Annotated in this window: 26 protein-coding genes; 9 read left to right on the forward strand and 17 right to left on the reverse strand. The window is 44.9% G+C overall.

Annotated features, from left to right (window positions below; all coding sequences use genetic code 11):
• Nucleotides 1–215: 215 nt before the first annotated feature.
• Nucleotides 216–1505 carry an NCS2 family permease gene (locus tag GZK95_RS11665; protein WP_075706852.1) on the reverse strand — a complete coding sequence of 430 codons (1290 nt, stop codon included), beginning with the start codon at nucleotides 1503–1505 and terminating at the stop codon, nucleotides 216–218.
• 1024 nt (nucleotides 1506–2529) lie between these two features.
• On the opposite strand from GZK95_RS11665, the gene GZK95_RS11670 reads away from it, so the two are divergent.
• The 4 genes from GZK95_RS11670 to GZK95_RS11685 all read left to right on the forward strand — a co-directional run bounded on the left by GZK95_RS11670 (nucleotide 2530) and on the right by GZK95_RS11685 (nucleotide 6815).
• The gene (locus tag GZK95_RS11670) at nucleotides 2530–4002 is read left to right on the forward strand and encodes an aminoacyl-histidine dipeptidase (RefSeq protein ID WP_075706850.1); all 1473 of its coding nucleotides are present in this window, start codon (nucleotides 2530–2532) and stop codon (nucleotides 4000–4002) included.
• A gap of 413 nt (nucleotides 4003–4415) precedes the next feature.
• Complete coding sequence (locus tag GZK95_RS11675; RefSeq protein WP_075706848.1) at nucleotides 4416–4859, forward strand: ATP-dependent zinc protease family protein; 444 nt, start codon at nucleotides 4416–4418, stop codon at nucleotides 4857–4859.
• Nucleotides 4859–5764, forward strand: a complete 906-nt coding sequence (rimK, locus tag GZK95_RS11680) for a 30S ribosomal protein S6--L-glutamate ligase (RefSeq protein ID WP_075706846.1) — start codon at nucleotides 4859–4861, stop codon at nucleotides 5762–5764. Before GZK95_RS11675 ends, rimK begins: the two co-directional genes overlap by 1 nt.
• A complete protein-coding gene (locus GZK95_RS11685; protein WP_075706844.1) occupies nucleotides 5751–6815 on the forward strand; it encodes a succinylglutamate desuccinylase/aspartoacylase family protein in 1065 nt (354 codons plus the stop codon). The genes rimK and GZK95_RS11685 overlap by 14 nt, the downstream gene beginning before the upstream one ends.
• Nucleotides 6816–6873: 58 nt before the next feature.
• Here GZK95_RS11685 and GZK95_RS11690 read toward each other — a convergent pair whose 3' ends face one another.
• The 4 genes from GZK95_RS11690 to dinB all read right to left on the reverse strand — a co-directional run bounded on the left by GZK95_RS11690 (nucleotide 6874) and on the right by dinB (nucleotide 10826).
• Nucleotides 6874–8235 carry a sodium-dependent transporter gene (locus GZK95_RS11690; protein WP_075706842.1) on the reverse strand — a complete coding sequence of 454 codons (1362 nt, stop codon included), beginning with the start codon at nucleotides 8233–8235 and terminating at the stop codon, nucleotides 6874–6876.
• A 194-nt stretch (nucleotides 8236–8429) separates the two neighbouring features.
• Nucleotides 8430–9173, reverse strand: coding sequence for a YggN family protein (locus tag GZK95_RS11695; protein ID WP_075716412.1), 744 nt, complete (start codon nucleotides 9171–9173; stop codon nucleotides 8430–8432).
• A 62-nt stretch (nucleotides 9174–9235) separates the two neighbouring features.
• On the reverse strand, nucleotides 9236–9715 hold the full coding sequence (locus GZK95_RS11700) for a GreA/GreB family elongation factor (protein ID WP_075716411.1): 480 nt from the start codon (nucleotides 9713–9715) through the stop codon (nucleotides 9236–9238).
• Nucleotides 9716–9761: 46 nt separating this feature from the next.
• Nucleotides 9762–10826, reverse strand: a complete 1065-nt coding sequence (dinB, locus tag GZK95_RS11705; RefSeq protein WP_075706836.1) for a DNA polymerase IV — start codon at nucleotides 10824–10826, stop codon at nucleotides 9762–9764.
• A gap of 163 nt (nucleotides 10827–10989) precedes the next feature.
• On the opposite strand from dinB, the gene GZK95_RS11710 reads away from it, so the two are divergent.
• Nucleotides 10990–12204, forward strand: coding sequence for a response regulator (locus GZK95_RS11710; RefSeq protein WP_075716410.1), 1215 nt, complete (start codon nucleotides 10990–10992; stop codon nucleotides 12202–12204).
• Between the two features lie 53 nt (nucleotides 12205–12257).
• Here the strand turns inward: GZK95_RS11710 and nqrM are convergent, their stop codons facing one another.
• The 9 genes from nqrM to GZK95_RS11755 all read right to left on the reverse strand — a co-directional run bounded on the left by nqrM (nucleotide 12258) and on the right by GZK95_RS11755 (nucleotide 20392).
• Nucleotides 12258–12491, reverse strand: coding sequence for a (Na+)-NQR maturation NqrM (nqrM, locus tag GZK95_RS11715; protein WP_005592795.1), 234 nt, complete (start codon nucleotides 12489–12491; stop codon nucleotides 12258–12260).
• A 22-nt stretch (nucleotides 12492–12513) separates the two neighbouring features.
• Nucleotides 12514–13518 carry an FAD:protein FMN transferase gene (locus GZK95_RS11720; protein WP_075716409.1) on the reverse strand — a complete coding sequence of 335 codons (1005 nt, stop codon included), beginning with the start codon at nucleotides 13516–13518 and terminating at the stop codon, nucleotides 12514–12516.
• Nucleotides 13519–13805: 287 nt separating this feature from the next.
• The gene (nqrF, locus tag GZK95_RS11725) at nucleotides 13806–15032 is read right to left on the reverse strand and encodes an NADH:ubiquinone reductase (Na(+)-transporting) subunit F (RefSeq protein WP_075706830.1); all 1227 of its coding nucleotides are present in this window, start codon (nucleotides 15030–15032) and stop codon (nucleotides 13806–13808) included.
• A 33-nt stretch (nucleotides 15033–15065) separates the two neighbouring features.
• Nucleotides 15066–15662 carry an NADH:ubiquinone reductase (Na(+)-transporting) subunit E gene (gene nqrE, locus GZK95_RS11730; protein ID WP_005436652.1) on the reverse strand — a complete coding sequence of 199 codons (597 nt, stop codon included), beginning with the start codon at nucleotides 15660–15662 and terminating at the stop codon, nucleotides 15066–15068.
• A gap of 7 nt (nucleotides 15663–15669) precedes the next feature.
• Nucleotides 15670–16302, reverse strand: coding sequence for an NADH:ubiquinone reductase (Na(+)-transporting) subunit D (locus tag GZK95_RS11735; RefSeq protein WP_075706828.1), 633 nt, complete (start codon nucleotides 16300–16302; stop codon nucleotides 15670–15672).
• On the reverse strand, nucleotides 16302–17087 hold the full coding sequence (locus tag GZK95_RS11740) for a Na(+)-translocating NADH-quinone reductase subunit C (RefSeq protein ID WP_075706826.1): 786 nt from the start codon (nucleotides 17085–17087) through the stop codon (nucleotides 16302–16304). The genes GZK95_RS11735 and GZK95_RS11740 overlap by 1 nt, the downstream gene beginning before the upstream one ends.
• A complete protein-coding gene (locus tag GZK95_RS11745) occupies nucleotides 17077–18318 on the reverse strand; it encodes an NADH:ubiquinone reductase (Na(+)-transporting) subunit B (protein ID WP_075706824.1) in 1242 nt (413 codons plus the stop codon). The genes GZK95_RS11740 and GZK95_RS11745 overlap by 11 nt, the downstream gene beginning before the upstream one ends.
• Nucleotides 18319–18323: 5 nt before the next feature.
• Nucleotides 18324–19664, reverse strand: coding sequence for a Na(+)-translocating NADH-quinone reductase subunit A (locus tag GZK95_RS11750; RefSeq protein WP_075716408.1), 1341 nt, complete (start codon nucleotides 19662–19664; stop codon nucleotides 18324–18326).
• A 422-nt stretch (nucleotides 19665–20086) separates the two neighbouring features.
• Nucleotides 20087–20392 carry a BolA family protein gene (locus GZK95_RS11755; protein ID WP_075716262.1) on the reverse strand — a complete coding sequence of 102 codons (306 nt, stop codon included), beginning with the start codon at nucleotides 20390–20392 and terminating at the stop codon, nucleotides 20087–20089.
• A 148-nt stretch (nucleotides 20393–20540) separates the two neighbouring features.
• Here GZK95_RS11755 and GZK95_RS11760 point away from each other — a divergent pair, with 148 nt between their 5' ends.
• The 4 genes from GZK95_RS11760 (at nucleotide 20541) to GZK95_RS11775 (ending at nucleotide 24265) form a co-directional block, all read left to right on the forward strand.
• Entirely contained in the window at nucleotides 20541–21671 is a 1131-nt protein-coding gene (locus GZK95_RS11760; RefSeq protein ID WP_075716263.1) for a methyltransferase, read from the forward strand.
• 56 nt (nucleotides 21672–21727) lie between these two features.
• On the forward strand, nucleotides 21728–22297 hold the full coding sequence (locus GZK95_RS11765) for a YajG family lipoprotein (protein ID WP_075706815.1): 570 nt from the start codon (nucleotides 21728–21730) through the stop codon (nucleotides 22295–22297).
• Entirely contained in the window at nucleotides 22297–22842 is a 546-nt protein-coding gene (locus GZK95_RS11770; RefSeq protein ID WP_075716264.1) for a peptidylprolyl isomerase, read from the forward strand. The genes GZK95_RS11765 and GZK95_RS11770 overlap by 1 nt, the downstream gene beginning before the upstream one ends.
• A 70-nt stretch (nucleotides 22843–22912) precedes the next feature.
• On the forward strand, nucleotides 22913–24265 hold the full coding sequence (locus GZK95_RS11775) for an AmpG family muropeptide MFS transporter (protein ID WP_075716265.1): 1353 nt from the start codon (nucleotides 22913–22915) through the stop codon (nucleotides 24263–24265).
• A 48-nt stretch (nucleotides 24266–24313) separates the two neighbouring features.
• Here GZK95_RS11775 and GZK95_RS11780 read toward each other — a convergent pair whose 3' ends face one another.
• Genes GZK95_RS11780 through GZK95_RS11790 form a run of 3 tightly spaced genes read right to left on the reverse strand, consistent with a single transcriptional unit; the run spans nucleotide 24314 to nucleotide 26187 of the window.
• Nucleotides 24314–24976, reverse strand: a complete 663-nt coding sequence (locus tag GZK95_RS11780) for a ChrR family anti-sigma-E factor (RefSeq protein ID WP_075716266.1) — start codon at nucleotides 24974–24976, stop codon at nucleotides 24314–24316.
• A complete protein-coding gene (locus GZK95_RS11785; RefSeq protein WP_075706808.1) occupies nucleotides 24973–25557 on the reverse strand; it encodes an RNA polymerase sigma factor in 585 nt (194 codons plus the stop codon). Before GZK95_RS11785 ends, GZK95_RS11780 begins: the two co-directional genes overlap by 4 nt.
• A gap of 57 nt (nucleotides 25558–25614) precedes the next feature.
• Nucleotides 25615–26187, reverse strand: a complete 573-nt coding sequence (locus tag GZK95_RS11790; protein WP_075706807.1) for an LON peptidase substrate-binding domain-containing protein — start codon at nucleotides 26185–26187, stop codon at nucleotides 25615–25617.
• Between the last annotated feature and the right edge of the window lie 184 nt (nucleotides 26188–26371).

The following is a 26371-nucleotide window of genomic DNA, read 5'->3' on the forward strand; positions in this document are numbered from 1 at the left end:
GGCGTCCCTTGAATACGCAAATAGAGCTCCCATGCAGAAACCAGCCAAGTGCGAACAATAAAAAGGGACAAGCGGCGCAAACGATTATTCTACCCAATCAGGCATACAATACCAATGGTGAATTAAAAGAAAAGCCATAGCAGTGTGACCTACTATGGCTTTTGCAATTTGCTTGAAGATTACTCTAAGTCATTCGCCGTTCTAGCGATGTATCATTATGCGAGCATGTACTTGATGATAAAAATCGCAGACAACACCCATACACTCATTGAGACATCACGACCTTTACCACTCAATAGCTTAATTGCAGCATACGAGATAAAGCCTAGCGCGATACCTTCTGCGATCGAGTAAGTCAAAGGCATCAGTAAACAGGTGACTACAACCGGTGCCGCTTCGGTTAGGTCACGCCAATCCACGCTCACCAAACCAGACATCATTAAAATCGCAACATAGAATAGTGCGCCAGCTGTCGCATACGCTGGAATCATGCCCGCAAGCGGAGCAAAGAATAGTGCCAGTAGGAATAGAACGCCGACAACAACAGCAGTGAGACCAGTACGGCCGCCCGCAGCCACACCAGCTGTCGATTCAACAAATGAAGTAGTACTTGATGTACCCAGCACCGCACCTACAGAAGTTGCCGTTGAGTCAGCCAGTAGCGCTTTGCTTAAGCGAGGCAGCTTACCATCTTCTTTAATTAGGTTCGCTTTTGTCGCGACACCAACGAGTGTGCCAGCAGTGTCAAACAGGTCCACAAATAGGAAAGCAAACACCACCGAAATCATGCCGACTTCAAAGACATCAGCGATATTCATTTGCATCAATGTTGGTGCAATACTTGGTGGTGTCGACATCAAACCGCCCCATTGCACATCACCGACCACAATACCGATTGCGGTAATAATAAGGATCGCGATCATCACTGCACCGCGAACGCCGCGATAAACGAGGCCGATAGTCAGGAAGAAACCAAGGGCAGCGAGTGCTGGTTTAAGGCTAGTAATGTCACCACGACTCACCAAGGTTGCAGGGTTATCAACAACGATACCCGCATTTTGCAGACCAATAAAAGCAAGGAAAAGACCGATACCCGCCGAAATGCCAGTACGTAGAGAAAGTGGTATCGAGTTAATAATCCATTCACGAACTTTGAAGATACTCAAAGCCATAAAAAGAATGCCCGAAATAAATACTGCGCCTAGAGCTACCTGCCAAGTGTGCCCCATACCGAGAACCACACCATAGGTAAAAAACGCATTCAACCCCATACCAGGAGCAAGGGCAATTGGGTAGTTAGCGACAAAGCCCATAATAAAACAGCCAATCGCAGCAGCAAGACAGGTCGCGACAAACACCGCCCCTTTATCCATTCCTGCATCCGCCAACATTGCTGGGTTAACAAAAATGATGTAGGCCATGGTTAGGAAGGTGGTTAAACCGGCGATAATTTCTGTTTTTACACTGGTACCGTTTTCACTGAGCTTAAACAGTTTCTCGAACATGGTCGAATCCTATAAAATTTGTAAGTAAACGTTTGCGTAATCGATTGGCTGAATTATAAAGTTATCAAATAACAAATTCCAGATAGAATTATCACTCTAATTATTTTTTTTGTTCTGCTAAGGGCAAACTTTGCAGTCCACCCCACCAAAACTCATCTAATTAACATTATATTTCAATAACTAAAGTTAAAAACAACAGACAGACTCGATTGGTGACAAATCGTTCCATGTTGCAAACTTTCAGTGTCACTATGGGACTTTGCGTTCAGCAAAACAGGCAGAATACGCGAATAAAAATGAAATCACGCAAAATGTGCAGATTTATCCGGATAAACATCAAAGCCGGAGGGAGAAATGGCGAGATAAAAAAACGCCACTCAAAGTGAGTGGCGGTTGAATCATGTCAGCTAAAACAACAAGCTGTAAAAAAATTCCAATAATAGGGGTGAACAAAACTGTTCGAAAACAAGCTAAACCTTAGTAGCCAAAGCTTGTTGGGTATACAAAGTTACTAGTATAAACAGAGCTGTTAATCCAGAACATTGCACTTGGTAAACCTTTCATGCTATCACCTTTTAAATCAATGCAAATTACTACAAACGTTGATTTCTCGGTTCCTTGAGGCGATAAATCGGACTCATCCTTTGAGCATTTTCTCTTCAACTCGTGAAGTTGGTTTAAATATACCCTAAAGAAAAAAAAATTACAACCTTAAACATGCCTAAAGTCACAAAAAATTCATTTATTGACCAATATCAATTAATTTCTGTAATTAAATTACAGTTTAGTTTCATTATTACTGAGCATTTTCCCACCAAGTGAAAACGATTGCTTATAACGAAAGCGATAACTTTGCTGTTTTATTAAACGCTAAATGATTAATGTTCTCACCCCTCTACTCTCTTTGTTATGACAATGATATGCTAGGTTCCTCTATTTGTTAGGTCACCCTTAGTGTTTCATGTTGCGATTAGTTCCGATTACTAACTGCTCGTTGACCTTAAGTAATATAAAGGAGTCATCCGTGTCTGAGTTCCATTCTGAAATCAGCAAGTTATCACCTGCTCCACTTTGGCAGTTCTTCGATAAAATTTGTTCTATTCCTCATCCATCAAAACATGAAGAAGCGCTAGCGCAGTACATTGTCGCTTGGGCTCAGGAGCAAGGTTTAGACGTTCGCCGTGATCCAACGGGCAACGTGTTTATCAAGAAACCAGCAACGCCAGGCATGGAAAGTAAGAAGGGTGTCGTACTTCAAGCACACATCGATATGGTGCCGCAAAAGAACGAAGATACTCAGCACGATTTTACTGCCGATGCGATCCAACCATACGTTGACGGAGAATGGGTTACAGCAAAAGGCACAACCTTGGGTGCAGACAATGGTATTGGTATGGCATCTTGCCTAGCAGTACTGGCATCTACCGATATTAAACATGGTCCAATTGAAGTACTGCTGACTATCGATGAAGAAGCAGGTATGACAGGTGCTTTCGGTCTTGAAGCTGGCTGGCTAGAGGGCGACATCTTGCTTAACACTGACTCAGAGCAAGAAGGCGAAGTCTACATGGGTTGTGCTGGCGGTGTTGACGGTGAACTGACACTTAACGTTGAGCGCGAAAATACGCCTGCAGATTACACCACTCGTCAGTTGGTATTAAAAGGTCTTAAAGGCGGCCACTCTGGTTGTGACATCCACACAGGCCGTGGCAATGCAAACAAACTGCTGGGACGCTTCCTAGCGGGTCATGCTCAAGAGCTTGGTTTACGATTAGTCGAGTTCCGCGGTGGTAGTCTACGCAATGCGATTCCACGCGAAGCCTTTGTTACTGTCGCTTTGCCACAAGAAAACGAAGCCAAGCTAACTGAACTATTTGACTACTACACTGATCTACTTCGCGCTGAGCTAGGTCGTGTTGAAACGGACATTGTCACTTTCAATCAAGCAACTGATGCCGCGACACAAGTCTTTTCACAAGCGACACAACAACGTTTTATCGCGACACTCAACGCCCTTCCAAACGGCGTCATCCGTATGAGTGATGATATTGAAGGCGTGGTTGAAACTTCGCTTAACGTGGGTGTGGTTACAACTGAAGGCGATAAGCTTACCATTCTTTGCCTAATTCGCTCTCTAATCGACTCAGGTCGTCATCAAGTTGAAAGTACGCTTTCTTCTGTGGCAGAACTGGCTGGCGCAAGTATTGAATTTAGTGGCGCTTACCCAGGCTGGAAGCCGGATGCTGATTCTGAGATCATGCAAGTGTTCCGTGATCTGTACGAAAACATCTATGGCCGTAAACCAAACATCATGGTGATCCACGCCGGTCTTGAGTGCGGTCTATTCAAAGAGCCGTACCCACAAATGGATATGTTGTCATTTGGTCCTACGATCAAGTTCCCTCATTCTCCTGATGAGAAAGTATTGATCAGCACCGTTGCTCTATTCTGGGAGCAGATGGTTGCACTACTTGAAAACATCCCTGAAAAAGCATAATTGCTTTTAGCATTAGTATAACTTATCCGAAAAGCCAGCTTGCATTAGCTGGCTTTTTTATAGTTAACCATAAAAATATTTTGTCGTAACGAATGCATATTTTCGTTAGTCACAAATAAGTCAGGTTGCTACAGTCCCCCTCCTTGAAGCGTCTTTGGGCAAACCATCTTGCCTTCTTCAAGCCATAACACCGTGTTGTTATGTTGGGAGCACTCCATCCTGGAGTGTCTTATTTCTCTCATGTACTAATCTGTAATAGGTAGTCGTTCTCAAGCGCACGTTTTGCGATATGAGTTATTGGCTTTGATGATAAATCAGGCTAATTATAACTAAGCTCTCGCGGTGTTCGCATGCCTATTGAGCAAAGAATGACCTTATATATATTAGTATCAACAAATAACTGAATGACTGCGATGAAGAAAGAAAAACTACTTGTAGGTTGGTGTGAAACACTGAGCCTACCAGGACTTGGTATTGATAAAATTAACGCGAAAGTTGATACCGGCGCTAGAACATCTTGCTTACACGCGTTTAAAGTAGAGAGCTTCTCAAAGGAAGAGACACAATGGGTGCGCTTTTGGTTACATCCAATCCAGCACAACACGGAAGTAGAGGTCGTATGTGAAGCGAAAGTTGTCGACGCACGCGTCGTTCGTGACTCTGGCGGCCATGAAGAAAAACGCTATGTAATCGAAACTGAAATGAGCCTAGGTGGTCACACTTGGCCAATCGAAATTACTCTAAATAACCGCGAAAATATGGCGTTTCGTATGCTGCTAGGCCGTACTGCAATGCACGGTCGTATTCAGGTAGACCCTGTGGAATCTTTTTTAGTCCCGTTTGAGGAAAACAAATAATGAAAATTGGTATTCTGTCTCGCAACGCGAATCTGTACTCAACTCGTCGTCTGATCGAAGCGTGTGAAGTTCGAGGCCATGAAGTTAAAGTGGTTGATGCTCTGCGCTGTTACATGAATATCAATTCTCAAAAACCAGAGATTCACTTTAAGGGTGAAGAGCTGTCTGGTTATGATGCGATTATTCCTCGCATCGGCGCGTCTGTAACTTTTTATGGTACAGCAGTGCTGCGTCAATTTGAGATGATGGGTGTTTATCCAGTCAATGAATCTGTGGCGATCACACGTTCACGCGATAAGCTGCGTTCAATGCAGTTGCTCTCTCGTAAAGGGATTGGCATGCCAATTACTGGTTTCGCGAGTAAACCTGATGATGTCAAAGACCTGCTTGAGATGGTCGGCGGTGCACCAGTAGTGATCAAACTGCTTGAAGGTACTCAGGGGATTGGCGTAGTGCTTGCGGAAACTCGCAAAGCTGCTGAAAGTGTGGTTGAAGCTTTCATGGGTTTGAAAGCGAACATCATGGTTCAAGAGTTTATTAAAGAAGCAGGTGGTGCAGATATTCGCTGCTTCGTAATCGGCGACAAAGTTATCGCTGCGATGAAACGTCAAGGTGCTGATGGCGAGTTCCGCTCGAACCTTCACCGTGGCGGTAGTGCGTCATTGGTAAAAATTTCACCAGAAGAACGCCGCACCGCAGTGGCAGCTGCGAAAATAATGGGTCTAAATGTGGCTGGGGTCGATCTACTTCGTTCTGACCGTGGTCCATTAGTCATGGAAGTAAACTCATCTCCGGGTCTTGAAGGTATTGAGGCCGCTACTGGTAAAGACATTGCTGGAATGATTGTCGAATTTATTGAGAAAAACGCGGCAAGCAAAAGGACTAAAACTCGTGGCAAAGGCTAAAAAGAATCGTGCTTTTGAATTTCTCGGCGAATCCGTTTCGCCGGGGGAACGAAAGGTAATCGAGTTAGAAGCGGCCAAGCTTTACACTCATTCACCTTTATCGATTCCAGTCGAAATCATCAATGGTAAATTGGCAGGTCCAATATTGATGGTGAATGCTGCAATCCATGGCGATGAACTGAATGGCGTAGAAATCGTACGCCAACTGATCAATACCATTGATGCTAGCAAACTAAGAGGCACGCTCATTGCTGTGCCTATCGTTAACGTATTTGGTTTTATTCATAAGTCTCGCTACTTGCCAGACCGTCGTGACTTAAACCGTTGCTTCCCTGGTAGTGAAAAAGGCTCGCTTGCTTCACGCATGGCACACACCTTCTTTTCTCAGGTCGCGACACAGTGTGATTACATTTTGGATTTGCATACGGGTGCGATTCACCGTACCAATCTGCCACAAATCCGTGCTGATTTAAGCAATCCAGAAACACTGCGCATCGCACAAGCATTCGGTACGCCTGTGACGATCGATGCCCCACTTCGTGATGGGTCACTACGTAGCGAAGCTGAGCGTCTAGGGATTCCTGTTCTAACTTACGAGGCGGGCGAAGCTTTACGCTTTGAACCAATTTGTATTAGTGCCGGTTTCATTGGCGTTCAGCGCGTAATGCAGGCGATCGGCATGCTTCGCACCAGTCGCAAGAAGATCCCAAATACCGTGATTGCAAAATCAACCAGTTGGTTACGTGCAGAAAGCGATGGCATTTTGCGTACTGTGGTAACACTCGGTGATCGCGTAGAAAAAGGGCAAGTTCTGGCTTACATCAGCGCACCTCTCGGCCATAGTGAAATCGAACTCACTGCGCGCAAAGGGGGGATTGTCATCGGTCAGCAAACTCTACCTTTGGTCAATGAAGGCGATGCTATTTTCCATCTGGCTTATTTTGAAGGCGATGACGAAGAAGCAGAACTTCTGGTGGAAGAGTTTATTGAAGAGATCATTGATGCCGACTTAGAGCCGCTCACAACAGGTCAAATCAATACCTCAAATTAAGCGCTAGCTTGAATGAGAAAATGCCCGCTAATGCGGGCATTTTTGTTTGTCTGTGGAATCAACCGAAAGAAGCCCAAATTACTGTCGCTACGAGAATTGGACAGACGAACTTCACGTAAACAGGCCATAGCTTACCAAACCAACCTTGAGTAAACTCAGGGTACCCCTGCTCTAACTCCTTCACTTTAGAATGTCGGTTCCATACCCAGCCACCAAACAAGCAGAACAGCAGTGCCGCCATTGGCTGTAGATATTGAGTCGCCACCATCGCGACAAAACCAAACATTTGTGCAAAGTTGAAAACAATCACCGCACTAAACAGGGCAATCAAACCACCTAATACCCAGCTTGTTGGCCCACGCTTGGTACCAAGGCGCTCACCGACTAATGAAACCGGACACTCGAGCATTGAGATCGACGAAGTGAGCGCGGCGATAGTCAGCAATAAGAAGAAGATTGCTGCAAATACCTGACCAAGTACCCCTAAGCTATCAAACATCAATGGTAATACAGTAAAGACTAAGGTGTCAGAACTTAGCAGTGACCCATCCTCTGCATAAATTTGTACGCCTTTTTGCATCGCAACAAACATCGCGGGCATAACAACCAAGCCAGCAATAAACGCAACCGCAGTATCAACCAAGGTGACATTCATTGCCATTTTCGGCAGGTTCTCTTTCTTACTGAGGTATGAGCCATAAATCAGCATCGAACAACCACCGATAGTCAGTGAGAAAAAGCCTTGTCCCATCGCCGCTAAGATCAGTTTGCGGTCGAGTACCTTTTCAAAGTCTGGCACTAGGTAATGTTTTAGCCCTTCCATTGCACCAGCCTGTGTCATGATATAGACAAACAGAAGTCCAAATAGCACAAACAGCGCTGGCATCAGACGTGTTGACCACTTCTCAATACCTTGCTTAACACCGCCTTGTACAATCAGAATGGTGAGAACATAAAAAATAAGCGTACCAAACAGGTTGCGTTCTACACTGAATCCTTTAAACCATGCAGTGGCAGTATCAAAGCCGAAAATATCGGTCACAGCACCAAGCAAGAAACAAATTAACCATCCACCGACAATACTGTAGAAAGCCAGTACCGCACATGGAACACTCAAACCGATCCAGCCAACAAGGCCGCCAAGATTTTTTCCAGCAGGGTGATTCGTCAATGAACGCATACTGTCGACAGGGTTAGCTTGACCATAACGACCGATCGCCATTTCAACCACCAACATGGGAAAGGCCACGATGAGAATCATGATTAAGTAAACTAAAAGAAAAGCACCACCACCATTGCTGGCAGCTTGGGTAGGAAATCCCCAAATGTTGCCCAAACCGACAGCTGCACCAGCGGCAGCTAATACAAAGCCGATTCGAGAGCCGAAATGTTCACGGCTAGAAGAAGTTGCTTGTGTCATACCACTCACACAATATATCAATAAACTAGTTGACTAGTACACTATAGTAATTCGCAGTTCCGATCAATAAGCAACAGTGATTTATTCGGATAAATCAGCCTTTAAATGAACAATCTGTCTTTAATGAAAGCGATAAATATAAGGTCGATAAACGATTAAGGCGCTGATTAGCGCCTTATTTCTGAAAAAGTTCACTAGATAGTGAACACTTGATAATCTTTTAGCTGAGGGATTTTTTTCAGTACATCCTGTTCTTGTTCTGCCATTTCATCCAGCGATTCACAGAACTGCTCTGATTGTTGCTCTGCTTGCTGGGCGTGTTCAGCCATTCGCTGTTCAATTCGCGCTTTAAGCTCATACATACTTTCAGACAACTCGGTAAGATTGAGTCCACCGTCTTCCTGCATCTTTTCGGATAACACGCTCATGGCATTACCCATAAATTCAGTAGTAAATATCTCTTTGGCTTTCGCAAAATCTTCTGCCCATGACTCTGTCATTTCACTGAAACTATGAGCGGGGAGAACCAAGTCGCCATCTTTGTAGTAGCGAGCTTCAACGTCAGCGTAGAACTCTTTTACCGCCTGTTTAACATCATCAAACGCATCAGGCGCATCTAAGCTCTGCGCCACATCGTCAATTAGGTCATTCGCCAACGCAACGCTTTCATCCGCCATTTTCTTTGCTTGTGGAATATAAGCATTCATCTGTTCACGATACGTTTGTAGTGCCTGCTGTTGCTCTTCGCTCAAAGCAATCTTCTTTCCGTGAATATAGAGATTGTTGTCGCCATCAAGCTTGGCACTACCACCATCAGCTTGGGTAATTTCGACTTGCTCACCGTCTAATGAAATTTGGTTTTTGAGGTCAACACGACACTGAGCGGCATAACTACCGGCACTGACTAGTATTAAAGATAACGCGACTACTTGCTTCATGACCTTCTCTCAATCACTGGTTGTATCTACCATTACTATACCATTGGTGGCAAAAATGGATGTTATAAAACTGTCACGATATCATAATGAATTGATTTATCAGCAATTCTCAACTCAACCTCATCGCCTTCGTACTTACCTTTCAATAACTTACCTAACGGTGATTGAGTGGTGAGGAGATAAATACGCTTTTCAAGGCAAGCCACTTCTAAACCACCCGCGCACGGCGAGATAAAAAAGTGTTTCGCTTTTCCGTCATCGTCTTCGAGTTCGACGTAAGCGCCTACCGCGATGGCTTGTTGCTCGAAACTACGCACTTTAAAATGACGCATTAAACTAAGCTCACTCTCGCTCTCTTGCACTCGCAATGCTTGACCATGAGCAAGGTAAGAAGCTTCTAACGCTAAGGTATCGTACTTATGTTCTGGGATGGTCTCTTCATCAGTTGCGGCGTCGATTGCTCGTTGAGTCGATGAGCGCGCAATCGAGAGTTTCTCCTCCAATGCGAGAAGTATCGCATCGACAATTTGCTGTTTTTCCATGGGCAGTGAGTATGACTGAACAAAGCGCAGAGAATAGCACGGAACATTAAAAGAAGCTTAACTGTGCGCTCTGTAGTTCTGGCTTAAGCATCACATTAAGTCCCAATAGGCGAATTTCACGACCATTTTGACGTTTAAGGACGTCTCGCAATAACTGGCGAAAATCATCCAACTCCAACTGAGGATAAATATGTTCAATGGTGGTTAACTGAAAATCAGCAAACTTCACTTTTATTCCTTGCTTGATGATCGCTTTATCAGGGCTCGCTTTCGCTAAGCGTACTTCGAGCTCTGGAAACAACTTTTCTTCAATCACTTGCCAGCACTCTTCATAACTGCTGATATTTTGACTAAAGGTACGCTCTACCCCGACAGATTTTCGCTCTCTTTCGACCACAACGTCCCGTTCATCAATACCATGGCTACGTTTCCACAATGACTCACCTTGGCGGCCAAACTTGCGCAAAAGCTCACGGTAGTCCGCGTGTTTTATATCCTCACACAAGTAGAAGCCAGCTTGATGGAGCTTTTCTAAGCTAACTTTTCCAACCCCTGGGATCTTTTCCAGTGGCAGTTTGTCCACCACCTGTTGTACTTGATCTGGAGGGATCACAAACTGACCATTGGGCTTGTTAATATCCGAGGCCACTTTGGCAAGAAACTTAATTGGAGCGACACCTGCGGACGCCGTCAGATTCAATTCGTTAAAAATATCACGGCGGATCGCTTCAGCAATCAGTGTTGCAGAACCACGACAAGCAACGGCATGTGTTACATCAAGATAGGCTTCATCGAGAGAAAGAGGTTCAATTATGGAGGTATAACGTTCAAAGATTGCCCTTATCTGGCGAGATACCTGTTTGTAGACATCCATTCGCCCTCTTACTACCTGTAAGTTTGGACACAACTGAATCGCACGGGCGGTAGGCATAGCACTACGCACACCAAATTTGCGAGCTTCGTAGTTACACGTACTGATCACGCCACGCTGCTTCTCACTTCCCCCGACGGCAAGCGGTCTACCACGATATTCCGGGAAATCACGCATTTCAACCGCAGCAAAAAAACAATCCATATCCACATGGATGATCTTTTTTATCTGCTCTGACATTACGCCACCAAAAAATACTGTCTAAAAAAACAGTATAGTTAATTAGTCATCTTTTTTAAACTGTTTCACGCTACCTGTGTACCAGTTTTTCAGGTTACTGATAGCTCACACAGTTGTAACTCTTTATGATAACTCGCATAACGAGAGAATGAATGGAAGCAACGTGAATAGAAAGATTTTGCTGGTCGAAGATAGCCTCACTCTTCGTAACTATCTGGAGCAATTACTGACGCAATCTGGTTATGAAGTACTCAGCGCGAAAAGCATCAATGAAGCCAATGAGATTTTACTCCAGCATCAGGCGTTTCTCTGTTGCATCATCGATTACTGCTTACCGGACGCTAGCGATGGAGAAGCGATTGAGTTAGCACTCGCTTACCAACACAAGGTCATTGTTATCACCGCCCGATTTAACCCTCAGTTACGTGAAAAGATGCAAGCTAAAGGGGTTGTCGATTACTTGCTTAAAGACAGCACAGCCTCGGTCGCCTATGTACTTCCTCTAGTACAAAGACTTGAAAAAAATCAGCAGCACAAATGTTTGGTGGTTGACGATTCGCAAACCGTGCGCAACCACGTAGTACAACTGCTTGAACATCAATACATCACCACGCTTGAGGCGGAAAATGGTGAGCAAGCACTAACACTTTTACAAAATGACCCGGATATCAGCTTTGTGATCACCGATCATGATATGCCCCAAAAAGATGGGGTCACTATGATTCGCGAAGTTCGCCAAACATGGGACAAGAACCGACTCGCTATTTTAGGCTTATCCGCATCTGAAGACCCAACGCTGACTGCTCAGTTCTTAAAAGCGGGCGCGAATGACTTCCTCAATAAACCTTTCCACCCTGAAGAATTTTACTGTCGAGTACATCAAATCCTCGATATGAAAGAAGCAAGTAATGAGCTATTTCGTATGGCCAATCAGGATGCACTAACTGGGCTATGGAATCGTCGTTATCTATTTAATCAAACATGTGATGGCTGCCAGCAGCGCAATATCGCCATGCTTGATATCGATCACTTTAAGCAAGTCAATGATACCTATGGGCATGATGGCGGAGACAGTGCGTTGGTAACTATCGCCAAAATACTGCAACTCTATTTCCCAAATGATCTGGTTGCTCGTTTTGGTGGTGAAGAATTTTGCATTCAAGCATGCGGAGAATTTGATCATTTTACCGATCAGTTAGAGAAGCTGCGCAAGCGGGTCGAAAAGACCACCATTTACCATCAAGAGCGAGAAATCAAGGTGACCATCAGCATTGGGGTAGCTGTGGCAATGCCAAGCCTTGATGAACAAATCAAACAAGCTGATGATAGACTCTATTTAGCCAAAGAGAGTGGACGAAACCGGGTTATCTCTTGCTAATCAGGCGAAAAAAAACCGGCAGATTTGCCGGTTTTTATCGAAACACTGTGCCATTACGCGATGCGATCTTTTTCCCAAGCCGCTAACTTCTCAGCGCGTGCTGCTGCGCGAGCTTCACGCTTTTTACGCGCATCACAAGGCTCTGGGCAGTTACATACTTTTTCAATGCCTACCGCACCTAAGCCACCACAACTACCTTTCACTACCTTCTTTTGGAAGATATAACCGACAGCCATAGCAGCAATTACCGCCATGAAAACACCAAAAGTGATCAGAAATGTACTCATATTGATACGCTCACTTAGCTAATTATTTGTTGATATATGGCTTATAGGCCTCTGAGGCCAACTCTTTAAAGCCATCTTTTGTTTTCACAATCATGAAAACAGGAATATTGTTGTCATTGGCGATCTGCATACCTCGCTCTTCGCCCAACACCATCAAGCCGGTTGCCAACCCATCAGCAGTCATCGAAGACTTATCTAGTACCGTTACCGAAACCACTTTATGGTTAATTGGCTTACCGGTTTTTGGATCGATGATGTGCGAGTAACGTACACCGTTGCTTTCAAAGTAGTTTCGGTAGTCGCCACTGGTGGCTACCGCCATATCACCAGGCTCGATGATTTCCTGAATGCCTCGCGAATCTACCGTTGGTTTTTCGATTGCAATACGCCAAGGAACCCCCTCACGGTTTAAGCCTTTAAGGCGCATTTCACCGCCCACTTCGACCATGTAGTTTTGAATACCCGTCGCCTGCAGATAGTTCGCCACAACATCCACGCCCCAACCTTTCGCAATCGTAGAAAGGTCAACGTACAAGTTAGGGATATCTTTACTTAGCTTATTACCATCGACAGTCAGGTGCTCAATACCAATATTAGCACGACGCGCAGCTAACTCTTCATCGGTCGGAACAACATCTGGGCGCGCTTCTGGACCAAAGCCCCAAAGATTGACTAGAGGGCCAACAGTAACGTCCAATGCCCCTAGAGTAAGACCGTTCAAGCGCATCGCTTCTTTCACGACCGTCGCGGTTTGAGGCGATACTTCAAATGGCTCATTCGTTTGATGTTGGTTGAAACGACTGAGTTCTGAGTCTTTTCGGTAAGTAGACATCTGATCGTTAACTTGCTCTAGCAATCGGTCGATTTCAGTCTGTAATTCTTGAGGGCTAGGAATACCCTCTTGCTCAATATATTTAATGTTGTAAGTGGTACCCATAGTTGGACCACTTAAATGAACCTGTTCAACTGGCTTTTCACAGCCCGCTAAAATCAGTAGAGAAGCAAATGCAACAAGCCACTTTTTCACTTGTTTACTCCTATCTCAATAAAGAAAACATAAGAAAACGGTTACTGAATAGCGACGCATAAACATACCAGTTGCTATTCATCAGCTCTCTTATATTCACTAAAGCCATAAAATTATGGCTGACAAAAACGTCAGCCATCTTATACATCTTTGGTGAATCACCTATTTCAAATAATTTGTCGTTGTGGCTAAGCAGTAGTGTCGACTTATTGCTATGAGCATAGATAACTATGTGATTAGCGTAAGTTGACACTACTAACAACGCCACGGCGTCAAATTAGAAGAAATTAGCCACCGAAGTCATCTAGAAGGATATTCTCATCCTCTACACCAAGATCTTTCAGCATGCCGATAACTGCTGCGTTCATCATTGGTGGACCACACATGTAGTATTCACAATCTTCTGGTGCTTCGTGATCACGTAGGTAGTTCTCGTAAAGCACGTTGTGGATGAAGCCTGTGTAACCATCCCAGTTATCTTCTGGTAGTGGATCAGACAGTGCACAGTGCCACACGAAGTTATCGTTTTCTGCAGCTAGGCCGTCGAAATCTTCTACATAGAACATTTCACGCTTAGAACGCGCACCGTACCAGAAAGACATCTTACGCTTAGAGTGCAGACGTTTTAGCTGGTCGAAGATGTGTGAACGCATTGGTGCCATACCTGCACCACCACCTACAAACACCATTTCTGCATCGGTATCTTTCGCGAAGAACTCACCAAATGGACCAGAAATAGTACACTTGTCGCCTTCTTTTAGAGACCAGATAAACGATGACATGATGCCAGGTGCTACGTCTGGGTTGTTCGGCGGCGGAGTTGCGATACGAACGTTCAGCATAATAATGCCGTGTTCTTCTGGGTAGTTCGCCATTGAGTAAGCACGAATTGTTTCTTCGTTCACCTTAGACTCGTAACGGAATAGGTTGAACTTCTCCCAGTCCTCACGGTATTCCTGAGGAATATCATAATCTGCGTATTTCACGTGGTGAGCCGGTGCTTCAATCTGGATGTAACCACCAGCACGGAAAGGTACTGATTCGCCATCTGGAATTTGTAGCTTAAGCTCTTTGATGAATGTTGCTTTGTTATCGTTAGAGATAACCGTACATTCCCACTTCTTCACGCCGAAGATTTCTTCAGGAAGCTCGATATCCATGTCCGTTTTCATTGCAACTTGACATGCTAGACGCTCACCTTCACGCGCTTCACCTTTAGTAATATGGTCAAGCTCGGTCGGTAGGATGTCGCCACCACCTGATTTAACTTTTACGCGACACTGACCACATGAGCCACCGCCACCACAAGCAGAAGATACGAATACACCTGCACCCGCAAGAGCAGTCAGTAGCTTGCCGCCTGGTTGTGTAACGATCGCCAGATTAGGGTCATCGTTCACAGAAATTGTAATGTCACCTGTTGGTACTAGCTTAGATTTAGCGAAAAGAATCACTAAAACTAGCGCCAGTATAATCAGGGTAAACATTACTACACCAAAAATAATAGTAGACATTAACTATTCCTTATTTGCTGCGGTTTACCCGACTTACAGTTGAACACCAGAGAAAGACATAAAGCCCAACGCCATTAGACCTACAGTAATAAACGTGATGCCTAGACCACGTAGACCTGGAGGTACGTCAGAGTACTTCATTTTCTCACGGATACCTGCAAGAGCTACGATAGCGAGCATCCAACCCACACCTGAACCGAAACCGTAAACAACAGATTCAGCAAAGTTGTAGTCACGTTGTACCATGAAAGATACACCACCGAAGATGGCACAGTTTACTGTGATCAGCGGTAGGAAGATGCCTAGCGCGTTGTACAGAGGTGGGAAGAAACGGTCTAGAACCATCTCTAGGATCTGTACAAGTGCAGCGATTACACCGATAAAGGTGATGAAGTTTAGGAAGCTAAGGTCTACGCCCTCAACTAACGCATTCTCTTTCAGTACAAGGTTGTACACTAGGTTGTTAACTGGTACTGCGATAGTCAGAACTACCACAACCGCCACACCTAGGCCGAAAGAGGTCTTAACTTTCTTAGATACGGCAAGGAAAGTACACATACCCAAGAAGAAAGACAGTGCCATGTTTTCGATGAAAATCGATTTAACTAACAGACTGATGTAATGTTCCATGACGCCCTTACTCCTTCGCTTCTACTTGTTCTGGTCTCAGAATACGGATAACCCAGATCATAAAGCCGATTAGGAAGAATGCAGATGGTGCTAGAAGCATCAAGCCGTTTGGCTGATACCAACCACCATTGCTCACTAGCGGCAGAACTTCCAAACCGAACAGTTTGCCTGAGCCAAACAGTTCACGGAAGAAACCTACAGTGATTAGAACGAAACCGTAACCAAGACCATTACCGATACCATCGATAAATGATGGGAATGGAGCAGACTTCATCGCGAACGCTTCAGCACGGCCCATTACGATACAGTTAGTAATGATTAGACCTACGAATACCGATAGCTGTTTAGAGATATCGTATAGGTAAGCTTTCAATACTTGGTCTACCACGATTACTAACGATGCGATGATCGCCATTTGCACGATGATACGCACACTGTTAGGAATGTGGTTACGGATTAGCGAAACGAACAAGTTTGAGAAAGCAGTAACGAAGGTTACCGCTAACGTCATAACAAATGCCGTTTCTAGTTTGGTTGTTACTGCAAGAGCAGAACATACACCAAGAACTTGCAGCGCGATTGGGTTGTTATCCAACACCGGCGCCATAATGCTCTTTTTGATATTTTGTGCGCTAGACATTAGTTCAGACCTCCGTCACGAACTTTTGCTAGGAACGGACCAAAGCCCATATCGCCTAACCAGAAGTCGAATGTACCCTGAACACCGTTACCGGTTAGTGTCGCGCCTGAAAGGCCATCAACACCGTGCTCAGAACCTGCTGGTGCACCACCTTTAACAATTTTGATTGCTGGTTGGTGATTGTCGTCAAAGAGTTTTTTGCCAACGAACTGTGCGCGCCAAGTTGGGTTTTCAACTTCACCACCAAGCCCAGGAGTTTCACCTTGCTCGTAGTAAGTGATACCCGCAATCGTGTTACCGTCAGTTTCAACTGCCACAAAAGCGTACATCATTGACCATAGACCTGTACCGTGTACTGGGATGATCACTTTAGACACTTTGTCACCTTGTTTAACTAGGTAAACGATGCCAACGTCCGCACGACGAAGGATCTTTGCTTTGTCTTGGTCAGCCGTCAATTTAATTGAGTGTGCAGGCTCTTTCGCCGCTTTACGCTGGTCGTAGTTTGCTGCAGTTAGACCATCTTCAGTCTTCTCAATGAAATCGCCAGTTTTGAAGTCTACTAAACGAGGCTCGATGTACTCTGCAAATAGCTCAGGTACTTTCTTACCATTTGCTTCAACACCTGCAACTTCAACGATTTTAGATTGCTTATCTAGAACCGCGTTTGCTTTTTGCTGGCCACGTAGAGCTACCGCCGCTGTTGATACGATGATTGAGCAAACTAGGCTCAATGCGATAACAACAAACAGCGTCTTTTTAATGCTATCGTTATTACTTGCCATAGCGTGCTAGTCTCCGCTTGATGTTCTTCTCGATGACTACATGGTCGAACAAAGGTGCAAATAGGTTCGCGAACAGAATCGCCAGCATCATACCTTCTGGGTATGCTGGGTTAACCACACGAATAAGTACACACATTGCGCCAATCAAAACACCGTACCACCACTTACCTGAGTTCGTGAATGATGCCGATACTGGGTCGGTTGCCATAAAGAACATACCGAATGCGAAACCACCCAGAACTAGGTGCCAGTGCCAAGGCATGCTAAACATTGCGTTTGAATCAGAACCGATCACATTAAACAGCGTTGCTGTTGCAATCATACCGATCATCACACCCGCAATAATGCGCCAAGATGCAATTCGCATGTATACGATCATCGCTGCACCAATCATTAGAGCAAGCGTTGATACTTCACCAATTGAACCTGGGATATTACCAATAAAGGCATCCATCCAAGTGATTGGAGCACCAGTAATGTTGTTGATTAGTGCACCGTTACCACCTTGAGCCCATTGGCTTAGTGCTGTCGCACCAGAGAAGCCATCCGCAGCAGTCCATACTAGGTCACCTGAAATCTGTGCAGGGTAAGCAAAGAATAGGAAAGCACGACCAGCAAGCGCTGGGTTAAGGAAGTTACGACCTGTACCACCAAAGATCTCTTTCGCAACCACAACACCAAAGGTAATACCCAGTGCCGCTTGCCATAGAGGAAGTGTCGGCGGAACAATCAGCGCGAATAGGATCGAAGTAACAAAGAAACCTTCGTTAACTTCATGCTTACGCACCATACAGAACAGCACTTCCCAGAAACCACCCACAAGGAAAACAGTGGCGTAAATTGGTAGGAAGTAAGTGGCACCCAACAGCATTTTACTGCCAACGCCCGCATCAGCGATCGTGCCGCCAAGCATTTCCGTTAGCCAGTAGTGCCAGTTGCCAGCCACAACCGCCGCTAGTTGATCAGCAGCGTACATGTGGTTAAGTGCCGCAATAGCTTGGCCACCCGCGTTGTACATGCCCCAGAACATTGCTGGGAATACCGCGAACCAAACCATGATCATGATACGTTTTAAGTCAACGCTATCACGAACGTGCGAGCTTTTTTGTGTCACTAGACCAGGAGTGTAGAAAACTGTTGCAACAGCTTCGTACAGGGCAAACCATTTTTCATGCTTACCGCCTGGCTCAAAGTGGTGCTCGATGTCTTCAAGAAACTTTTTAAGAGCCATGAAAATTACCCTTCCTTCTCAATGGTGTCTAGGCACTCACGAAGTAACATGCCGTACTCGTATTTACCTGGACAAACATAGGTACACAAAGCTAGATCTTCTTCATCCAGTTCAAGTGCACCAAGCGCTTGCGCGCTATCTGTGTCACCGGCACAAAGATCACGAAGTAGCAATGTAGGCTCCATATCGAGTGGCATTACGCGCTCGTAGCTGCCAATTGGAACCATTGCACGGTCACTACCATTGGTCGACGTTGTCATATTGAACAACTGACCTTTGAATAGGTGACCAAGGAAAGAGCGAGTCACTGAGAACTTGTTCTTACCAGGCATAGCCCAGCCAAACAGTTCTTTCTCACGGCCTTCACGTAATACAGAAACTTGTTGATGGTAACGACCTAGGTAAGCGTGTGGCCCTATAGCGTGAGTACCTGTTAGTACTGAACCAGAGATCACTCGCACTTCACCCGGCATTAGCTCGTTATCAGTCAACTCGTCCAAGCTAGCACCAACAATAGTGCGAACTAGGCGCGGTTTGTTAACCACAGGACCCGCTAGAGAGATCACACGATCGACACATAGCTCACCTGTTAAGAACAACTTACCGAACGCGATTACGTCTTGATAGTTGATACTCCACGCCACATTACTTGCATTTACTGGGTATAGGAAATGCATGTGGGTGCCTGCAAGGCCTGCAGGGTGAGGACCGTCAAAAACGTGTTCTTCTACATTAGATTGAGAAGAGCGAGGTAGGCTTGAGCCAGATTTACATACGTAAACCTTGCCTTCCGTTAGGGCTGAAAGGACGTCAAGACCAGCAATAAACGCTTCTTCTTGTTCGTTGATGATCAACTCAGGCTGAGCTGCAAGAGGATTGGTATCCATTGCAGTCACAAAAATAGCCTTGGTAGAAGACGCGATGGCTGGAACCTTGCTGAACGGACGAGTACGTAAAGCTGTCCAAAGACCAGATTCAATCAGCTGAGTTTTGATCGTTTCACGATCTAGGCTCGCTAGTTGAGTCGCTTCGAACTTATCAAAAGTTACCTGTTCGTCACCTGCAGCTTCAATCACTACGGACTGAAGTACACGCTTCGCACCACGGTTAACTTCGATAACTTTACCGCAAATTGGCGAAGTAAATTTCACACCAGGATTCTTTTTATCTTCAAAAAGAACTTGAGCTTTCTTTACTTCGTCGCCTACGCGGACATGCATAGTAGGACGCATGCCGACGTACTCTTCGCCAAGCAAGGCGACTTTCGTGATGGTTTTACCATCATTAATCACCTGGGTAGGAGTTCCTGCGATAGGAAGGTCCAAACCCTTTTTTATTGTAATCATACGCACTTGCACTACTTTATCGGGAAAAAGATTCTTTAATTGCGTAACATTTAGACACGACATCAGTGTCCGGTTCTGACGTTCTAGAGACATCAGAATCGCAACATCCTATTAATATACTCGCTACATATAATAAGCGAGTTTCATCAGGGGCGATAGTCTATCATCAATTGGGAATATGATGCCATGACCAATGGCGGGTATACTGCGATTAATTGTTAGGAATTGAGTTTAAAAGGTTAAAGAATAGTCATAAGTTTGAGCTGTCGCACATCCTAAAAAAAGAGCACACCACTTACTCCCTATTGATAATTAACATATAGAAACAAAATTTGTTAATTTGTCGCAATTAAAAATTTGTTTCTATATTGTTAATGCGCTAACCACCTTCTTAGCTGGTTTAGCGCTTAAATCGCACCGAGCTACTTACTGCCTCCCAAGCACATTGGGCTGTGTGGTGCTTGTTGCTTTTCACTCCATTCATCTGGCGTGTAAGTATGAATCGCGAGCGCGTGAATGTGATTGGCTAATTCTTCAGCAAGAGTTTGATTAACCAAACGATGTCTTGCAATCAAGCGCAGTCCTGCAAACTGTTCACTCACGACGATAACTTTAAAATGACTTTCCGAACCTGGGGCAACATTATGCATGAAGCTCTCATTGATAACATCAAGATGAACAGGCGTAAGTTGTTGGTTTAATTTGAACTTAATCGTATCTTCGAGCATATAACTTCACCGCTTCCTATTAACAGCATGACTTATTATTTTTTGTTCATCATAGTCTTCTCGTAGGGAAATCTAAAGGTTTTAGTTTTCACATCGCGCCGCATCTGCGACAATTTCAACTCTTATCAAAACACCATACATTCCATTTATGAAATCTGAGCTTACTCTGTTCGGTCGCAACTTGACCCTTCACCGTTACCCGCTGCGAAACAATGAAACCCTACAAGCGTGGGATGCCGGTGACGAGTATCTGATTAACCATATCGAAGAGATGGCTCTACCCAAGCAGCAAAATATTTTGCTATTAAATGATAGTTTTGGTGCGCTCGCCTGTTGGTTTTCAAATCAACATAAGGTGTCAGTAATCAGTGACTCACACATTGCTCACCAGGCAATCAAACAGAATTTAGCGCAAAACGGTGGCTCGTCGGTTGAGTTACTCACCAGTCATGCTCCTTTGCCAGAAAAGATTGATTTGGTATTGATGCAAATCCCGCGCAACAATCGCTTTTTGACATGGCAATTGAGCCAACTTCGCCAAGCATTATCACCGGATATTCCAGTTATCGCAGTAAACAAAGCGAAGGAGATCCACAGCTCTACCTTAAAATTATTCGAGAAGCATCTCGGTACTACCACCACTTCACTCGCATGGAAGAAGCATCGTTTAGTGTTTAGTTTTGCCAACAGTCCTCAGCCAACTGAGGTTCAACCATTTACAACTTGGCAGGTCGATGAACACCAGATCACGCTAAAAAACTTACCGAATGTGTATTCTGGTGAAAGCTTAGATCAAGGTGCGCGCTTTATGCTTGAGCATTTACCGAAGGACAGCCAACATCGCAACGCGATTGATCTTGGTTGTGGCAACGGTGTTTTATCGGTAAAGCTTGCCCAACAAAATCCAAACCTAGCGATTACCTGTGTTGATGAAAGTTATATGGCGGTGGCCTCCGCGCAACAAAATTTAGCCGATAACATTGGCACAGGTCGAGATTTACGCTTTGTTGACAATAACTGCCTAGATGGTTTTGCCGCAGGCGAGTATGATTTGGTGGTTTGTAATCCTCCTTTCCACCAGCAGCAAGCCGTGACAGACCATATCGCTTGGCAAATGTTCTGTGATGCAAAGCATGTTCTGTGCAACGGTGGGCAATTATTAGTTATCGGCAATCGCCACCTCGGATACGATGTGAAGTTAAAGCGCCTGTTTGGTAAGTCGAATGTCAACTTAGTTGCTGCAAATAAAAAATTTGTGATTTTACAAGCGACTAAGTAGTCATCTATTATCCACTAAAACTTGAGCCTTTCAGCAAATTAGAAAAGGAAATGACAATGAGAAAACTGGTTCTAGCCGCGTCAATAGCATTACTGACTGCTTGTTCAGCGCCTCAGCAAGAGCAAATTAACTTTACGCCACGCGCTGAGTTAAGCAACAGCAACATCGTTAATGGCAGCAGTTTCACGCTAACCAGTAAAGACGTACGTTCTGCACAATATGTAGCACTGGTTGATAGCGGTCGCTCGAACATTGAGCCAATCCACTCAAAACAGAACGTTCGTATCACGCTTGAAAATGCTCTACTAGAGCAGTTCCAATCGCAAGGCTTCCGCAGTTCAGTCAATAGCGAGAATGCGATTGTGGTTGAAGTGCAAGAGCTTCTTGTGTCGGTCAAACACTCTGTAATGGAGAATGAGATGGATGCAAGATTAGTACTCGAAATCACAGCAGAAACACCACAAGGTAAGCTAGTAAAAACTTACACCGGTACCGCAGAGCGCACTGGCGCGTTGAGTGCTTCTAACGATGAAATTCAGTTGGTACTGAATGACGTATCGAACCTTGTGTTGCGTGAAGTTGCGAACGACCGTGAACTGCAAAGCTACATGCAGGAGCGTTTCTAATGTTGAAATACGCTATTGCGTGTGCGGCATTAGTCTCCAATCTGGTATTCGCTGGTCCTAAAGTCGAGATGGAAACCAACTTGGGTTCATTTGTTATTGAGTTAAATCAAGAGCAAGCCCCTGTTTCCGTGGCCAACTTTCTTAAGTATGTCGAAGACGGCAGTTACGTAGGCACACAGTTTCATCGCGTGATCCCTGGGTTTATGGCTCAGGGAGGTGGCTTTGACCAAAATATGAATCGTGCAGCGACCTATGCGCCAATTCAGAATGAAGCATCAAATGGTCTGAAGAATAACGCAGGCACGATTGCTATGGCTCGCACCAATGATCCTAACTCAGCCACACGTCAGTTCTTCATCAACTTGGTGGACAATGACTTTCTAAACTACAACTCTCGCCCACCGGGTTATGCGGTATTTGGACAAGTTGTTGAAGGTTTTGATGTTGTTCAGCAAATGGCTCAGCAACCAACTCATACCGTTGGCCGCTATCGTGATGTCCCTGTTGAAAACATTGTGATCGAAAGTGTCACCATTCTTAAGTAATGTTAGAGGCTCTTACTGATAAGAGCCTCTCCTCATTTACCCTTCTTCGCAATATTAACAAGGAATCGTTATGGCTAACGCTTCTCTGTCATGGGTAGAAACTGTTCGTAGTTACCTTGATAAACGCTTACTGTGGGTCTTTATGCTCGGCTGTTCGAGCGGCTTCCCTTGGGTCTTAATTGGCTCAAATATGTCAGGTTGGCTTAAAGACGCAGGGTTAACTCGTGCCGCTATCGGTTACTTTGGCAGCGTATTTGCCGTTTATGCGATTAACTTTCTCTGGGCTCCCCTTGTTGACCGAGTCAAGCTGCCATTACTGAATCGTCTTTTAGGTCAGCGTCGCAGCTGGATATTCCTTTGCCAGTCAGTTGTTTTGGTCTGCACCCTATTTATCGCCGGTGTCGATCCAGCACAGAACTTAATGCTGACGTCAATGTTGGCACTCTGTATTGCCTTAGCATCAGCGACTCAAGACATCGCAATCGATGCATACCGTATTGATACCTTTCCTAAATCTGAATCATCCAAACTGCCACAAGCCTCGGCAATGGCGGTGATTGGTTGGTGGACGGGCTATTCTCTTCCTGGTTACCTCGCATTTATCAATGCAGACAGTATCGGTTGGAATGGCGTCTACTACGGTATGGCGGCAATTGTAGGCATACTATTACTGTTTACCTTACTTGTTAGGGAACCGCAGACAAAACGCGACCAGTTACAGGCAGAAGCAGAAAAAAGACATGGTGAAGTGGTTAAAAATCCAATTCTCGCCTGGTTGAGCGTCACGGTACTTGAACCCTTTATCGACTTCTTTAGACGCAACGGTTTTAGAGTTGCGTTAACTCTATTGCTATTTGTCTTTTTGTTCAAAATTGGCGAGGCTTTTCTCGGGCGTATGTCGATCACCTTCTATAAAGAAATTGGGTTTAGCAATGAACAAATTGGCTACTACTCAAAACTCATTGGATGGGGATTAACCATGCTCTTCACTTTGATTGGCAGTATGGTCAACGTGAAATTCGGCATCGTACGAGGCTTAATGATAGGGGGCACCGCGATGGCAGCAAGTAACTTGATGTTTGCTTGGATTGCAAAAGTCGGCCCAAATGAGACCCTATTCCTTGCAACCTTGGTGGTAGATAATTTTACTTCCGCATTCTCGACCGTTGCTTTTGTTTCCTTCTTAACCGTCGTCACAGGTCAAGCATTCTCAGCGACCCAATATGCACTTTTGGCTTCGCTAGGTAATTTTGGTCGTACAACACTGGCTTCCTTTAGTGGTGAGTTGGTCGATTATCTCAATGACTGGTCGACCTTCTTTATCTTGACGGCTCTGATGGTTATCCCGAGCCTAATCATGCTTTACTCACTACGTCATTACTTTAGCGATATGCTCGAACGAGCCAGTAAACAACAAGATTAATCAATGCAAAAAGGTCGCCAAGGCGACCTTTTTAATACGTTGTCAAAACTACGGGTACAACCCTTTACCAAACATATTAAATATTCGAGCAACCCCTTGAGTAAAGAGCAGCGGCTCGGTCAACACCGTTAAACACAGGCAATCCTCGCCCTTCTTAGTAAACGGGCTATGTTTTATCGACGCATCTTTAAGCATGAAATCGCCCACTTCGTAGTGACCATCCTCATCACTAAAGCCACCATGAAGCACCAGCGTTGATTCAAGCCCTTTATGGGTGTGCTGCGGAATCTGCACGTCTTCACTTATGTAAAGCAAGCTAACTCGCGCTTCCTCACCGAGGTTTACCTCCGTACTAAACACTTTGCCACCGTAACTCTTCCACTCACCGATACCATCAACAAAGCGGCTCAATGATAGAGGTAATTTAAATTGCTTATCATTGACTGTCACTGTTCGGCTTTTGCGATTAAACTTGAACGGCCGCGGGTCCTCCTCCAGCGCGACAATCTTATCGAGCATCGCAGTCCAGTCATCAGTGGCGCTCACGTCACTGGCACACAAATCCATTCCGGCTTGCTCTTCCAACTGAGCACAGAGTTTCTTGCAACTTGGGCACATCTCTACATGGGTCGCGACTGCAAAACTGTTTGCCGCATCTAACTCGCCCTCTACATAGGCGCGCAACATATCTTCGCTAGGGTGATAACTCATAACTGCTCCGCCTCAATCTCATTTCGTAACTTTTCAACAGCCAAACGCAAGCGCGACTTCACTGTCCCCAAAGGAATATCAAACATGTCAGCCACTTGTTGGTGAGGCAGTTCTTCCAAATAAACGGCTTGCACCACTTTGCGTTGCGCTTCAGGGAGAATATCTAAAAATTTCAACACCTGTTCTTTCAACATCTCGTGTTCCGGCGCATAGTGTTCGACCAAATCAGGTGGAAGAAAGTCAGACGGCCAAATATCATCGGCAAGCACATGCGCATCTCGCCCTTTTTGCTTGCGCAGAAGATCGAAACACTGATTGCGTGCAATCGTGTAGATCCATGTTGAGAGTGAGCTTTTGGTGCCATCAAAGAGCGCACACTTTTGCCACACCGTTGCCATCGTTTCTTGAACCAGCTCAATTGACACCTGCTCATTGCCCATGTGCTTGTAAGCAAACTGCTTAAGGCGAGGAGAAAAGTGGTTAAAAATGAGCGCAAAGGCGTCTTTATCTCGTTGCTTCACCAGTTCCATACACTCGGACCATTCGGCGCGCGTGAATGTGTTCGTATCTTGTGTACTCATTGACCACGTCCTTGATATTTGGGTATCAGCTGTTTTACGCAAATTGCTCCTGATCGATCACTCTTTCTCAATCACTATAGATAAGAAACGCATCGCTTCGCTGCAATCTTTTTGTCGAACTAGGTAGTCGAATTGCGACAAATTGACAGGCAACAGCTCTAACCAACGCTGACTAACCCATGCCGCATCATCGAAAAAGCATTGGTCATACAACTCCCCAATTTGAGGGAATTGCGCATAAACCTTTTGCAATTGTAGTCCAATATAAGACTCCTCCTCAGTCATTGAACTCACATCCCAAGAAGGCAACCAATCTACCTTTGCGAAGCGCAATCCGTCTGGCTCAACTCTCACCTTAGTCGTTTGAAAGCGCTTCATGCCGACAACCGTGATGCCTAAGAGCCCGTCGTCTAAAGATTCAAAATCAACAATTTTGACCAGCGCCCCAGATACCGACAACTCGCCATCTTGAGAATTATCATCTCTTTGAAACATACAAACGCCAAACGTCCCATCTCCTTTGCTCGCTTCGGTCACTAAACGTTTATATCGAGGCTCGAAAATTCTCAGCCGCATTTTCCCTTCTGGTAATACAACTGAACCGAGCGGAAAAAGCATAATCTCCGACATTGTCATCCCCATATTTTTGATTCAGACATCAATACGAGACCACTCTCATAAACGATCAGTAACCGTTTGTGTTGGTTATTCGATCGCCACTAAAAAGCAAGTAAACGCTTGCGTAATCGATACCTAGCTCACAATTAGTGCAACAAAATGAAAGTTCCTTACAATTTGATTTTTTTGTTAATAA

Origin of the sequence: Vibrio panuliri (genome assembly GCF_009938205.1) — a bacterium.
Classification (GTDB): Bacteria; Pseudomonadota; Gammaproteobacteria; order Enterobacterales; family Vibrionaceae; genus Vibrio; species Vibrio panuliri.

Bases quoted from the DNA above. Each gene is read 5' to 3' on its own strand.
- GZK95_RS11790 (WP_075706807.1), bottom strand. From the start codon at position 26,187: ATGTCGGAGATTATGCTTTTTCCGCTCGGTTCAGTTGTATTACCAGAA.
- dinB (WP_075706836.1), bottom strand. From the start codon at position 10,826: ATGTCAGAGCAGATAAAAAAGATCATCCATGTGGATATGGATTGTTTT.
- GZK95_RS11695 (WP_075716412.1), bottom strand. From the start codon at position 9,173: ATGAAGCAAGTAGTCGCGTTATCTTTAATACTAGTCAGTGCCGGTAGT.
- GZK95_RS11775 (WP_075716265.1), top strand. From the start codon at position 22,913: ATGGCTAACGCTTCTCTGTCATGGGTAGAAACTGTTCGTAGTTACCTT.
- GZK95_RS11750 (WP_075716408.1), bottom strand. From the start codon at position 19,664: ATGATTACAATAAAAAAGGGTTTGGACCTTCCTATCGCAGGAACTCCT.
- nqrM (WP_005592795.1), bottom strand. From the start codon at position 12,491: ATGAGTACATTTCTGATCACTTTTGGTGTTTTCATGGCGGTAATTGCT.
- GZK95_RS11760 (WP_075716263.1), top strand. From the start codon at position 20,541: ATGAAATCTGAGCTTACTCTGTTCGGTCGCAACTTGACCCTTCACCGT.
- GZK95_RS11740 (WP_075706826.1), bottom strand. From the start codon at position 17,087: ATGGCAAGTAATAACGATAGCATTAAAAAGACGCTGTTTGTTGTTATC.
- GZK95_RS11780 (WP_075716266.1), bottom strand. From the start codon at position 24,976: ATGAGTTATCACCCTAGCGAAGATATGTTGCGCGCCTATGTAGAGGGC.
- GZK95_RS11785 (WP_075706808.1), bottom strand. From the start codon at position 25,557: ATGAGTACACAAGATACGAACACATTCACGCGCGCCGAATGGTCCGAG.
- nqrF (WP_075706830.1), bottom strand. From the start codon at position 15,032: ATGTCTACTATTATTTTTGGTGTAGTAATGTTTACCCTGATTATACTG.
- GZK95_RS11770 (WP_075716264.1), top strand. From the start codon at position 22,297: ATGTTGAAATACGCTATTGCGTGTGCGGCATTAGTCTCCAATCTGGTA.
- GZK95_RS11700 (WP_075716411.1), bottom strand. From the start codon at position 9,715: ATGGAAAAACAGCAAATTGTCGATGCGATACTTCTCGCATTGGAGGAG.
- GZK95_RS11665 (WP_075706852.1), bottom strand. From the start codon at position 1,505: ATGTTCGAGAAACTGTTTAAGCTCAGTGAAAACGGTACCAGTGTAAAA.
- GZK95_RS11765 (WP_075706815.1), top strand. From the start codon at position 21,728: ATGAGAAAACTGGTTCTAGCCGCGTCAATAGCATTACTGACTGCTTGT.
- rimK (WP_075706846.1), top strand. From the start codon at position 4,859: ATGAAAATTGGTATTCTGTCTCGCAACGCGAATCTGTACTCAACTCGT.
- GZK95_RS11735 (WP_075706828.1), bottom strand. From the start codon at position 16,302: ATGTCTAGCGCACAAAATATCAAAAAGAGCATTATGGCGCCGGTGTTG.
- GZK95_RS11755 (WP_075716262.1), bottom strand. From the start codon at position 20,392: ATGCTCGAAGATACGATTAAGTTCAAATTAAACCAACAACTTACGCCT.
- nqrE (WP_005436652.1), bottom strand. From the start codon at position 15,662: ATGGAACATTACATCAGTCTGTTAGTTAAATCGATTTTCATCGAAAAC.
- GZK95_RS11690 (WP_075706842.1), bottom strand. From the start codon at position 8,235: ATGACACAAGCAACTTCTTCTAGCCGTGAACATTTCGGCTCTCGAATC.
- GZK95_RS11745 (WP_075706824.1), bottom strand. From the start codon at position 18,318: ATGGCTCTTAAAAAGTTTCTTGAAGACATCGAGCACCACTTTGAGCCA.
- GZK95_RS11675 (WP_075706848.1), top strand. From the start codon at position 4,416: ATGAAGAAAGAAAAACTACTTGTAGGTTGGTGTGAAACACTGAGCCTA.